The sequence below is a fragment of the Pedobacter heparinus DSM 2366 genome (assembly GCF_000023825.1).
Classification (GTDB): domain Bacteria; phylum Bacteroidota; class Bacteroidia; order Sphingobacteriales; family Sphingobacteriaceae; genus Pedobacter; species Pedobacter heparinus.
Map to the genome: position 1 here is coordinate 1,215,550 of NC_013061.1, position 14,022 is coordinate 1,229,571.

Below are 14,022 nucleotides of genomic sequence, written 5' to 3' on the forward strand. Positions count from 1 at the left end.
ATATATCGAATTTCAATTCTGTAAAAACGTTGTCAAAAATCTAAAATCGCTTAATCCATTTATATGCAAAGAAATCTACTTATTTTAATCGTTCTGATACTATGCTCATTTTCTGCAAAAATAAGTCATGCACAGTTAAGTCCTGGCGATATCGCCATTATTGGCGTTAACGGTGACACCAGGCTAAGTCCCACAACTCCTTACACAGGAACTATTGCATTGGTTACACTCGTGGATATTCCTTCCGGGACGGTTGTTAAAATTACAGACTATACTTATAACGGAACTGTTTTTGGAGCAAGCTCCTCAGATGGACTCCTTACTTGGACCATCAGTCAGGCCATTCCGATAGGCACCGTTTTCTCGATTTCCTTTACCAACAACACATTAGCGGCTCCGGTAATTCAACCTTCCACATATGGATCTGTTACGAAAGTCGGTTGGACAAACTCAGGCATTCGTCCGATTAGCAATGTCAGCGGAGACAGCTGGTTGGTTTATACCACAAATCCAGACAATAGCTTTAATTTCCTTTATGGATTTTTAAATACAAACTACACCACGCCTCCCATAGGTGGCACTGATACTTCAACCGGATGGGCAACAACGGGCACCACCCCTGCTAACCAGACCTCTGTTCTGCCCGCACAATTGAGCGGAACAAATGCTTATAACACATTAGTCACTTATTCAGGCGGACCTGATTTAAGCAGACAGTTCAATTCTTATTCATCTTTGTTTAGCGGAACAAAAGAACAACTGTTAAATAACATCAAAACACCTGTCAATTGGGCCAGCACAAATACGGAGGCTGACGCAAAAGACCTTTCTCCGGGAGCAAGTGGTGGTGCTTTTCAAGGTACTCAACCCATTTATACGATTACTGAACTAACCGTAACCTCCAGTACGGCAGATGGCACCTATAAAATAGGTGACGTTATCCCTGTACAGGTTAATTTTTCTGCGGCAGTAACTGTAACGGGCACGCCCCAGCTTCTGCTGGAAACCGGATCCACAGACAGGACAATCAATTATTCATCAGGAAGCGGTACATCAACGCTTACTTTTAATTATACTGTACAGTCAGGAGATGTAAGCGCCGACCTGGATTACCAGAGCACAACTGCTTTAACCCTTAATGGCGGTACCATCAGTGCCAGCGGTACAAATGCCACACTAACCTTACCTGCAACAGGTGCCGCGGGGTCTTTAGGTGCAAATAAAAATATTGTAATTGATGGCCAGGTTCCAACGGTATCTTCGATGGTCAGAGCCAGTACTAACCCTACTAATGTATCAACACCTGTCAATTACACGGTTACCTTTAGTGAACCGGTGACAGGATTAAATGCATCAGACTTTACATTTACTGTCTTACCTATAAGTGGTGGTCCTACACCATCCGTTACTACTGTAACCCCGGTAAGCAGCACAGTTTATACTGTCACAGTAAACACAGGTTCAACAAGTGGACAATTTCACATGGATTTACCCGCTTCCGGATCAGGAATAGCTGATCTGGCAGGAAATGCGATGATAGCCTCTTTTCAGGGCAATGTTTACTCGATAACCGCACCACCAACTACCGTTACCAGCGTAACCTCCAGTACGGCAGATGGCACCTATAAAACAGGTGACGTGATCTCTGTACAGGTTAATTTTTCTGCGGCAGTAACTGTAACGGGCACGCCACAGCTTCTGCTGGAAACCGGAACCACAGACAGGACAATCAATTATTCATCAGGAACCGGTACAACTGCGCTTACTTTTAACTATACTGTACAGGCAGGAGATAACACTGCCGACCTGGATTACCAGAGCACAACTGCTTTAACCCTTAATGGCGGTACCATCAGTACCAGCGGTACAAATGCTACACTAACCTTACCTGCACCAGGTGCCGCAGGATCTTTAAGTGCAAATAACGATATTACAATTGATGCCATAGCCCCGGTTGCGCCATCTACACCAGATCTGGTAGCCGCAAGTGATACCGGTATATCCTCCACCGATAATCTTACGAATGTAACCACCCCCCGTATTACCGGTAACGCAGAAGCAAATACGACCATTACCCTCTACGATACTGATGGTATAACTGTAATCGGGAGTGCTTTTGTGAACGGCGCCGGCAAATGGACGGTAAACATTTCAACACCACTTAGCCAGGGAGACCATACCATTAAAGCTACGGCCACCGATGCAGCCGGTAACATCAGCGTTCTGTCTTCCGGTTTATTATTTACTATTGATACCACTGCCCCTACATTGGCTATCACAAGTAATGTCAGTACTTTAAAAGCAGGAGAAACGGCAACAATAACCTTCACTTTCAGTGAAAATCCTGAAACATCATTTACATGGGACGGCACAACAGGATCTATAGTAGTCTCGGGAGGTACACTGGATGCTATCACAGGTACAGGACTAACCAGAACAGCAACCTTCACACCAACAGCAGCACAAAACAACGGAACGGCTAGTATTACCGTTTCAGCTGGTGCATATACAGATGCAGCAGGCAATAACGGTGGTGCAGGTATTACACCAGCATTGTCTTTTGACACACAGCTTCCGGCTGCGCCTTCAACTCCTGTCCTGGCATCAGCAAGTGATACAGGTATACCAGGCGACAATATCACCAAACTGGCCACACCTGCTTTTACAGGTACAGCCGAAGCAAATGCTACCGTTATCTTATATGATACTGATGGTACCACTTCACTGGGAACCATCGCTGCTGATGGCAGCGGTAACTGGTCAATCACTTCTTCAGCACTGACCCAAGGATCTCATACCATTAAAGCTACAGCCACCGATGCAGTTGGTAACGTCAGCATTCTCTCTTCCGGTTTAGTGGTGACCGTAGATAATACTGCCCCTACACTGGCCATTACAAGTAATGTCAGCACATTAAAAGCAGGAGAAACAGCAACAATCACTTTCACATTCAGTGAAAATCCCGGATCATCATTTTCTCTGGGAGATATAACGGTCTCAGGAGGTTCACTGGGGGCGGTCACAGGTACAGGACTGACCAGAACAGTAACTTTTACACCAACAGCAGCACAAAACAACGGAATAGCCAGCATTACTGTTACAGCCGGTACTTATACAGATGCAGCTGGCAATAACGGCGGTGCAGGTACTACACCAGCATTATCTTTTGATACACAGCTTCCGGCTGCCCCGTCAACTCCTGTACTTGCAGCAGGAAGTGATACCGGTATATCAGGTGATAATATCACCAGCGTAACCACGCCTGCTTTTACAGGTACGGCTGAAGCAGGTAGTACTGTAACACTTTATGATACAAACGGTACTACTGTACTGGGAACTATCGCTGCAGACGGCAGCGGTAACTGGTCAATCACTTCTTCAACTCTGACTGCAACTTCACATACCATCACTGCAAAATCTACTGATGCAGCTGGTAACACCGGCCTCGCATCAGCAGGTCTGACGATCATTATTGATAACACTGCGCCGAATGCACCATCAACCCCTGTTCTTGCAGCAGGAAGTGATACAGGTATATCAGGTGACAACATCACCAGCGTAACCACACCTGCTTTTACAGGTACGGCAGAACCAGGTGCTACGGTTACCTTATACGATACAAATGGTACGACTATACTGGGCACTGTCGCTGCTGATGGCAGCGGTAACTGGTCAATTACTTCTTCAACTCTGACTGCAACTTCGCACACCATCACTGCAAAAGCAAAAGATGCATCAGGAAATACCAGTACAGCATCGGCGGGTCTGACGATCATTATTGATAACACTGCGCCGAATGCCCCGTCAACTCCTGTACTTGCAGCAGGAAGTGATACAGGTGTATCAGGTGACAACATCACCAGCGTAACCACACCTGCTTTTACAGGTACGGCAGAACCAGGTGCTACAGTGACACTTTATGATACAAATGGTACGACTATACTGGGTACTGTCGCTGCTGACGGCAGCGGTAACTGGTCAATTACTTCTTCAACTCTAACTGCAACTTCACATACCCTTACTGCAAAAGCAAAAGATGCGGCTGGTAATGTTAGTACGGTATCAGCAGGTCTGACGATCATCATTGATACCACTGCTCCAAATGCACCATCAACCCCTGTTCTTGCAGCAGGAAGTGATACAGGTATATCAGGTGACAACATCACCAGCGTAACCACACCTGCTTTTACAGGTACGGCAGAACCAGGTAGTACTGTAACACTTTATGATACAAACGGTACTACTGTACTGGGCACTGTCGCTGCAGACGGCAGCGGTAACTGGTCAATCACTTCTTCACTGCTGACCGCAACCGCTCATACCGTCACTGCAAAAGCAAAAGATGCATCAGGAAATACCAGTACGGTATCAGCAGGTCTGACGATCATCATTGATAATACTGCGCCGAATGCACCATCAACCCCTGTTCTTGCAGCAGGAAGTGATACAGGTATATCAGGTGACAACATCACCAGCGTAACCACACCTGCTTTTACAGGTACGGCTGAAGCAGGTAGTACTGTAACACTTTATGATACAAACGGTACTACTGTACTGGGAACTATCGCTGCAGACGGCAGCGGTAACTGGTCAATCACTTCTTCAACTCTGACTGCAACTTCACATACCATCACTGCAAAATCTACTGATGCAGCTGGTAACACCGGCCTCGCATCAGCAGGTCTGACGATCATCATTGATGCCACTGCTCCAAATGCACCATCAACCCCTGTTCTTGCAGCAGGAAGTGATACAGGTATATCAGGTGACAACATCACCAGCGTAACCACACCTGCTTTTACAGGTACGGCAGAACCAGGTGCTACGGTTACCTTATACGATACAAATGGTACGACTATACTGGGCACTGTCGCTGCTGACGGCAGCGGTAACTGGTCAATTACTTCTTCAACTCTGACTGCAACTTCGCACACCATCACTGCAAAAGCAAAAGATGCATCAGGAAATACCAGTACAGCATCGGCGGGTCTGACGATCATTATTGATAACACTGCGCCGAATGCACCATCAACCCCTGTTCTTGCAGCAGGAAGTGATACAGGTATATCAGGTGACAACATCACCAGCGTAACCACACCTGCTTTTACAGGTACGGCAGAACCAGGTGCTACGGTTACCTTATACGATACTGACGGTATTACGATATTGGGAACTGTCGCTGCTGATGGCAGCGGTAACTGGTCAATCACTTCTTCAACTCTGACTGCAACTTCACATACCATCACTGCAAAAGCAAAAGATGCATCAGGAAATACCAGTACAGCATCGGCAGGATTAGCAATCACTATAGATGGTGCTGCTCCTACAATAGCCATTACAAGTAATGTCAATACATTAACAGCAGGACAAACAGCAACGATCACCTTTACTTTTAGTGAAGATCCGGGAACAACATTTGCCTGGAACGGTTCAATAGGAGATGTGGTAGTTTCAGGAGGTACACTGGCTACGATATCAGGAACAGGATTGCTTAGGACAGCACCTTTTACACCTGCTCCTGGACAAAACAACGGGACGGCCAGCATTACTGTTACAGCAGGTGCTTACACTGATGCTGCTGGTAATAATGGTGGGGCAGGAACATCACCAGCTTTAACTTTTGATACTGCATTACCTACCTTAAGTGTTGTAAATATTTCATCTGGCAATGCAGTTCCCACAATTGCGAAGGTGGGGGATGTAGCTACACTGACCTTTACTTCCAGCGAAACAGTAACCCCGGTAGTGACCATTGCAGGGCATACAGTTATCCCAACAGCTTTGGGCAACAACTGGACGGCTGCTTATACTTTTACAGGTGCTGATGCGGAAGGACTGGTTGCTTACAGCATTGCTTTTAGTGATGTGTCGGGAAATACAGGAACTGTGGTTACCACAGGTAACGGGTTGATCACTTTTGATCAGTCTGCTCCGGCCACACCGGCAGGTTTGGCTGCAACACCAGGTGATACGCAGATTGTACTGAACTGGACAGCTAGTCCGGCAACAGATCTGGCCAAATACAGGATCTTATCGGGAACTACTGCCACCCCGTCAACAACTTTGGCAGATGTCCCGGCAGGGACAACAACCTATACAAATGCAGGTTTAACCAACGGTACAGGTTATTATTACCGGATTCAGGCAATTGACCAGGCTGGTAACATCAGCGCAGCAAGTGCAGATGTTACAGCAGTTCCGAAAGCCAATCAGACGATCACTTTTACTACTATCGCTACAAAAACTTACGGTGATGTGTCATTTGCCCTTGGCAATGCGAACTCATCAGGTGGTTTAACGGTGACCTATACCGCTGCAGACCCTTCAGTGGTTTCCATTACGGGAAATACCGCTACGATATTAAAGGCGGGGAGCACGGTGATTACGGCGAGCCAGACAGGAAGTGCCAGCTATAATGCAGCATTGAATGTCCTGCAAACACTAACGGTAAATACGAAAGCTTTGGTTGTAGTAAATACCGACCGCTCAAAAGCCTATGGTGATGTACTGGCCAATGCTGACTTTACAGGCAGCATCACCGGTATCCAGAACGGAGACAACATTACTTTGACTCGCAGCAGTACGGGAGCAGCAGCTATGGCAGTTGCAGGGACTAACTATCCAATCGTAGCCACACTGGCCGATCCAGACAGCAAGCTGGGCAACTATACAGTCACTAACCCCAACGGAACTTTGACAGTAACTTCAAAAACATTGACCATTACCGCTTCGGCAAGGACCAAAACCTATGGCGATGCCGTAACTTTTGCAGGTACCGAGTTTACCACAACAGGACTGATCAATGGCAATACCGTCACCGGTGTGACCCTGACCAGCACAGGAGCAGCTGCTACAGCGAGCATTGCTGGTGGGCCTTACCCGATTGTGGCAACAGCAGCTACTGGCACAGGGTTAAATAACTACACCATCACCTATGTAAACGGTACTTTAACGGTTAACCCGAAAGCTTTGGTTGTGGTGAATACCGACCGCTCGAAAGCCTATGGCGATGTACTGGCCAATGCTGACTTTACAGGCAGCATCACCGGTATCCAGAACGGAGACAACATTACTTTGACCCGCAACAGTACAGGGGCAGCTGCTACGGCAGTTGCAGGGACTAACTATCCAATCGTAGCCACACTGGCCGATCCTGACAGCAAGTTGGGCAACTATACCGTTACCAACCCGAATGGGGTATTGACTATAACGGCAAAAACACTGACCATTACCGCTTCAGCAAGGACCAAAGCCTATGGTGATGCCGTAACTTTTGCCGGCACCGAGTTTACCACCACAGGACTGATCAACGGCAATACCGTCACCGGTGTTACTTTAACCAGTACAGGCGCTTCGGGTACTGCAACTGTAGCAGGTTCAACCTATCCAATTGTGCCCGCTGCAGCTGTTGGTACGGGATTGAGCAACTACAGCATCGTTTATATGAATGGAGCTTTGACGGTAGGCAGGAAAGTGCTGACCATTACTGCCGATAACAAAGAACGTTTTGCAGGAACAGCAAACCCGGCATTAACAGTAAATTATTCTGGTTTTGTCAATGGTGAAAGCAATTCGGTATTGACTACTCTACCAACCATAAGCACAACTGCAATTACCACAAGTCCGGCTGGCACTTATGACATTAATGCCAGTGGTGCAGTAGCAGCCAACTACAGTTTCAGTTATGTAAAAGGAACACTGACGGTTAAAGGAGGTGCGCCAACCAATATCAATCTGGCTGGGGTAGCGCTTTACGAGAACAGCGCAGCAGGTACCAATGCCGGAACCTTAAGCAGTACTTCTGATGATCCTTCGGCAACCTTTACCTATACTTTAGCTGCCGGAACAGGCGATACAGACAATGCATCATTTGCCATCATCGGTAACAAGATCAATACTGCATCAGTACTTAACTTTGAAAGCAAAGCCAGTTACAGTGTGCGCGTAAAAAGTACCACACAATATGGCCTGAGCCTGGAAAAAATACTGACCATTACCCTTATTGATGTAAATGAGATTCCTACACTTGCAACGATAGCTGATCAAACGATCTGCTTTACCACAGCAGCACAAGCCTTAGCTTTAACTGGCATTAGTGCCGGCCCTGAAACTGCACAGAGCACTGTTTTAAGTGTGAGCAGTAACAATGCTGGTTTGTTTGAGGCGCTGACAGTAACCGGCAGTGGTGCTACCGCAACCTTAAGCTACCGCGTAAAAGCCGGTGCAATAGCTGGAACAGCTACTGTAACGGTAACAGTGAAAGACAATGGTGGCACTGCAAACGGGGGAATAGATACTTACAGCAGGACTTTAACCATTACAGTTAATGCCCTGCCCGTGGTGGCTATCAACAGTGATAAAGGAACGGAGATCAGCAAGGGAGAGACCGTATTGCTTACCGCAACAGGTGGTAGCAGTTATACCTGGGCAGCCAACAGCAGTATCATAGGTACAACGAACGCTCCGGTAATAACCGTAAGGCCAAGCCAGACTACAACCTATACTGTAACGGTGACCAATGCCAGCGGATGTACAGAAACAAAAACCATTACTTTAACTGTACTGGAAGATTTTGTGAAGATCAAAGCCACCAACATCATGTCTCCAAACGGCGATGGGATAAATGACAAATGGGTTATCGATAACATTGATTTTTATCCGAATAATGAGGTGAAGATCTTTGACAGGACTGGTCGTCCGATCTATAGCAAAAAAGCTTACGACAATAGCTGGGAAGGTACCTTAAATGGAGCGCCACTGGCTGAAGGCACCTATTACTATATCATAGACTTTGGGACGAGCAGGCCACGTTTCAAGGGTTTCATTACCATTACCAGACCAGAGTAAAACAGCATAAAACAAGAGATGAAAACGATATATAAAACCTTAGTACTGATTGCAGTTAGCGCAATCAGTACCACAGTAAAGGGGCAGTTGAACCCACTGTCCTCTCAATATTACACCAACCAGTATTTAATTAACCCTGCTTTTGCCGGAGCCGGACAAGGTTTAAAACTGAATGGTGCTTACCGTAAACTCTGGAGCAATGTACCCGGATCGCCATTGACCCAAAACCTGACCGCTGATTATGGCTTCAGCAAAGTAGGCCTGGGCCTTACGGTAAACAACGAAAGTGCCGGCCTGCAGCGCCAGACCAGGGTAGTGGGCAGTTATGCCTATCACCTCAAACTAAACGAGGATAACCATCAGTTACATTTTGGGGTATCCCTGGGTTTCATGAGCCAGCGCCTGGAAAATGCCGATATTTATGGCAACCCCAGCGACCCGACGGTAGGACAGTATAACGACCGTAAAACCTACCTGGATGGCGATTTTGGGCTTGCCTATACTTCAGATAAACTGAACATCCAGGCAGCTGTACCCAATCTGAAAAGTGTACTGAAAAAGGATGTGATCAAACTGGCCGATGTCGCTACTTTTTATACAGCAGTAAGCTATAAGATCCAGATCAGCGAAGGCGCTGAAGGCATGGATGTAGAACCTAAAGTAGCCTACAGGGGTGTAAAAGGGTTTGACAACATCTGGGATGCAGGGGCACAGTTTGGCATTGCCAATAAGCAGGTATTTTTGCTGGCCATGTACCACAGTACAGAAAACGGAACATTTGGTTTGGGCATGGACTTCAAAAAGAAATACCTGATCAGCGGAACTTATACCACGCAGACTTCAGCTTTAAGCAGCTATACCAATGGCAGTTTTGAACTGAACCTTAGGTTAAACCTGAGCAAGTAAGACATTGAAATTTTAGCAGTCGCTGTGAATTATTTTCACAGCGACTTTTTCTTAAATTTAATTTCGATGTGTACTGGGCAATGGTTATTTTGCGCCGGAAATAATTTAACATTTAAACAATGAGTAATCCAAATACAGATCTGCCGATATCCCACAATGTATATTTTGAAGGTAAAGTTCAAAGCCTTGGCCTGCAAACAGAAAAAGGTAAGGCAACACTTGGTGTAATGAAAAAAGGTAACTATACCTTTTCAACCTCTTCACCTGAAGAAATGGTTATAGTGGCAGGTGTAATGAACGTTAAATTAGACGATAGCGGATATAAGGCCTATCATGCCCAGGATAAATTTGATGTGGCAGCCGGTGCTTCTTTTGACATTATATGTGATACAGATGTAGCCTATCTGTGTTATTACGGTTAAGTTATTAATTCGGTTTTAACGCAGCAATAAACTCTATTTCAAAAATGAGGGGGGAATAACCCCATCTGCTCCGGCAACAGTGTGCCAGTCTACCTTGTTTGTGAGCGTCCAGTTACGGTAAAATGTACAGAAGCGAAGCATCAGATAAACAGGAGAACGGAGTTCAAAATTTTAAAAAATTGGTAAAACATTTTAATAAAGCAGTTTAATTAGCTTTATTTGAGAAACAGAACCAAATTTTTAAACAGAATCCATGACCTTAAACAGTTTCCTGCCCTTTATTGGGGTAGACATAGGCGGCTCACACATTACTGCAGCGCATATTGATTCATCTACCTATCATGTTGTTGAAGACAGCCTGGTACGCCAGCGTGTAGCACCCAAAGAAAGTGCTGAAATTATTCTAAATTCCTGGGTTGAGGGGATTTTACCGCTCGTAAACGGCTTTCCGGCAGGACAGATAAAAATAGGCATTGCCATGCCTGGCCCTTTTGATTACCAAAGCGGCATTGCTTTGTTTAAAGGTGTGCAGAAATACGATGCTTTATATGGTATAGATATAGGTGAAGCCTTATCCCGACATTTAAACCTGCCCCTGGAAAACATCATTTTTATCAATGATGCAGAGGCTTTTTTACGTGGAGAGCTGGCTGCTGGTGCTGCTTCTGATGTAAAAAAGGCTATTGGCATTACTTTAGGCACAGGTTTGGGATCGGCCAGTAATTGCAAGGGAGCGCCAAAAGACGTAAACCGTGCGGCCCTGCCTTTCCTGGAGCAAAATGCCGAAGAATACATTTCTACCAGGTGGTTCTTAAAACGTTACCATGAGCTTACCGGAGCAGATGTAAAGAATGTGGAAGAATTGCTGAATGTTGCAGCGCCGGCAATAAAGAATCAGATATTTGATGAGTTTGCTACAAACCTGGGCAGTTTTATCAATGATTTTATAGCAGATGAGGATCCTGAAGTATTGGTTATTGGTGGCAACATTGCCCGGACCTGGGCCCATTTTATGCCTAAGCTGGAGCAGCTGGTGGTAAATAAAAAAGTAAAGATCAGGCAAACCGAAATGTGGGAAAATGCTGCATTGGTAGGTGCAGCCTGTATATGGGTAAATAAATAATCGTTCAAAAAATGAGAAGATCACTTTTTCTTGCCGGCGTGATGCTGCTGTTTGGTATACAGCTAACTTTTGCCGCTAAGGTAGATACGGTGCAGACCTACAGTGCATCGATGAAGAAAAACATTAAAGCTGTTGTCATTACACCAGATAGCTACGCTGAAGGTAAAACCTATCCTGTTGTATACTTATTGCACGGTGCGGGTGGCAATTATGCCAACTGGATCAATATTGCACCCGAACTGGGTCAATATGCCGACCAATACCAAACCCTCATTGTTTGCCCGGATGGTAATGTAACCAGCTGGTATTTTGACAGTCCGGTAGATCCGGAATGGAAATATGAAACTTATGTGGCCACCGAACTGGTAAACTGGATAGATAAGAACTATAAAACGGTAAAAGACCGTAAGGGACGCGCTATTGCGGGCCTAAGCATGGGAGGACATGGTGCCTTATACCTTTCTTTCAGGCATCAGGATACTTTTGGGGCGGCCGGTAGTATGAGTGGCGGGGTGGATTTTACCTCTTTTCCCCTGAACTGGAATATCGCCAAAAGGTTGGGCGATTATGATAAGTTCCCGCAACGCTGGAAAGACAATACCATCGTTAATATGATCCATTTGCTGGTGCCCAACCGCCTGGCACTGATCATCGATTGCGGCAAAGAGGATTTCTTTTACGAGGTAAACATGAAACTTCATGAAGCGTTGCAGTACAGCAATATCCCGCATGATTTTATCATCAGGCCAGGTGCGCACAATGGGCAATACTGGAACAATGCGGTTAAGTACCAGCTGTTATTTTTTAATGGTTTTTTTAATAAGAAGGGAAAATAAACCGAAGGTATATTTTCTGTTAGTTTACCCATATACTTACTTAAATGTTTAGAATTCTTACGTGTACAATACACATTTAGATAAAAATACACACCTATAAATACACATTATGGAAACAAAAGACCGCAGAAGTTTTATTAAAGATTTAGGGATGCTGACAGCAGGGGTAGGGCTTGCTTCGTTGCTGCCATTGGAAGCTTTAAGTGCTTTTAAAAAGGAGCCTTATCTCATTTCCCTGGCCCAATGGTCGCTGCACAATACCTTGTTTGCCAAAAAACTGGACAACCTTGATTTTCCGCTGAAAGCGAAAAGGGATTTTGATATTCACATTGTAGAATATGTAAGTATATTTTTTGATAAGAAAGAGAAAGACCCGGCTTACCTGAAAGAACTCAAAAACCGGACTGATTCTGAAGGGATCCAGAACCACCTGATTATGGTAGACCGGGAAGGTAACCTGGGCGATACCGACGATAAAGCAAGACTAACTGCGGTAGAGAACCACTATAAATGGGTAGATGCAGCCAAATTTCTGGGTTGTAAGACCATCCGTGTAAATGCAGGGGGAAAGGGAACAGCTGCGGAAGTAAAAGCTGCGGCCATTGATGGTCTGGGCAGGTTAACCGAATACGGTAAAAAGAACAGGATCAATGTTATTGTAGAGAACCACGGTGGTTATTCTTCCGATGGCAAGTGGCTGACGGATGTAATCAAAGGGGTAAACAGCTCTTATTGTGGAACCTTGCCCGACTTTGGGAACTTTGCCCTGGGGAACGGAAAGGAATATGACCGGTACCTGGGCGTGGAAGAAATGATGCCTTTTGCCAAGGGGGTAAGTGCTAAAACGATGAAATTTAATGCTGATGGTGAAGAAAGCGACATCGATTACAGCCGCATGTTCAGGATCATTAAAGCCGCAAAATGGAATGGAATAGTAGGGATTGAGTATTCAGGGGCAGGAGAAACGGAAGACGAAGGGATCAGGAAAACGAAGGCCCTGTTAGAGAAAGTGTTTAAACAGGGATAATCCTACCCGATCGTTTCAATAGTTTATATCAGCTGAGTTTTGCAGGCAAAGCTTACCAGTTCGGCAACATTTTTCGTGTTTGTTTTTTTTAGCATGTTCTTCCGGTGGTTGGCTACCGTATTTTCGCTGATGTTGAACCTGGAAGCAATCTGCTTGCTGCTCAGCCCGTCGGCCATATAACATAGGATATCTCTTTCATGGTGCGATAGCAGTTTATCTTCTGCATAAGGGAAAAAGTAGTTCTCATCAATGATCTGTTTGGTGATGATTCCATTGCTTTCTTCTATTTTTTCTATACTGTGGTAAATTTGCCTGTCTTTCTTAAAAGGGCTGATGTCTGTAACCATGCCCAAACTGTAGAGCGGTAAACCTGTTTCTCTGGAAGTTATATAGCTTCCCCGCTGAAAAATAGGGATATATTTTTCTTCGCTGTTTCTTACCCTGAAATTATACGAAAAAACAAATTTGTGGTGTTCAGACTGGGGCTGCAATTTTAAAAAATTGGCATTCGCCGTAAACACGTTTTCATTATAAATCCTGAAGTCATCTTTCTGATAGATATCAATCAGAAAGGGCATGCCACCTTCCAGCAATTGCTGAGGATGGTGTCCTGTGATGATCCGACAACTATCTGTCATGACCAGGTACTGGGATTTGGTATAATCAATCACAAAAAGCAAGGGTGTGATGTTGTTCATAGCCATGCTCATCTGCTCAAATCTGGACATAAGCCCCTTAATGTGCTGTTCATCAATGGCATCATTGGTGTAGTAGATGTTTTGCAGATGCCCTTTGAAAGTAAAATTGAGCGGACGCGCAATGTTCATGATACTTTAACAATATGGAGATTAATGTAGTATA

General features: G+C 45.2%; 7 protein-coding genes. 6 read left to right on the forward strand and 1 reads right to left on the reverse strand.

Annotation, left to right across the window (positions count from 1 at the left end):
• Window positions 1-63 precede the first annotated feature (63 nt).
• From PHEP_RS05200 to PHEP_RS05225, 6 genes are all read left to right on the forward strand, one after another.
• Window positions 64-8,847 carry an Ig-like domain-containing protein gene (locus tag PHEP_RS05200; RefSeq protein WP_012781203.1) on the forward strand — a complete coding sequence of 2,928 codons (8,784 nt, stop codon included), beginning with the start codon at window positions 64-66 and terminating at the stop codon, window positions 8,845-8,847.
• An 18-nt stretch (window positions 8,848-8,865) separates the two neighbouring features.
• Window positions 8,866-9,753 (forward strand): PorP/SprF family type IX secretion system membrane protein, encoded by an 888-nt coding sequence (locus tag PHEP_RS05205; protein WP_012781204.1) that lies wholly within the window; start codon window positions 8,866-8,868, stop codon window positions 9,751-9,753.
• A 119-nt stretch (window positions 9,754-9,872) separates the two neighbouring features.
• On the forward strand, window positions 9,873-10,175 hold the full coding sequence (gene ppnP, locus PHEP_RS05210; RefSeq protein WP_012781205.1) for a pyrimidine/purine nucleoside phosphorylase: 303 nt from the start codon (window positions 9,873-9,875) through the stop codon (window positions 10,173-10,175).
• Between the two features lie 253 nt (window positions 10,176-10,428).
• Window positions 10,429-11,298, forward strand: a complete 870-nt coding sequence (locus PHEP_RS05215; RefSeq protein ID WP_012781206.1) for an ROK family protein — start codon at window positions 10,429-10,431, stop codon at window positions 11,296-11,298.
• An 11-nt stretch (window positions 11,299-11,309) separates the two neighbouring features.
• A complete protein-coding gene (locus PHEP_RS05220; RefSeq protein WP_012781207.1) occupies window positions 11,310-12,134 on the forward strand; it encodes an alpha/beta hydrolase in 825 nt (274 codons plus the stop codon).
• A gap of 109 nt (window positions 12,135-12,243) precedes the next feature.
• Window positions 12,244-13,161, forward strand: coding sequence for a sugar phosphate isomerase/epimerase family protein (locus PHEP_RS05225; protein WP_012781208.1), 918 nt, complete (start codon window positions 12,244-12,246; stop codon window positions 13,159-13,161).
• Between the two features lie 23 nt (window positions 13,162-13,184).
• Here the strand turns inward: PHEP_RS05225 and PHEP_RS05230 are convergent, their stop codons facing one another.
• Window positions 13,185-13,988, reverse strand: a complete 804-nt coding sequence (locus tag PHEP_RS05230; protein ID WP_012781209.1) for a response regulator transcription factor — start codon at window positions 13,986-13,988, stop codon at window positions 13,185-13,187.
• Window positions 13,989-14,022: the final 34 nt, after the last annotated feature.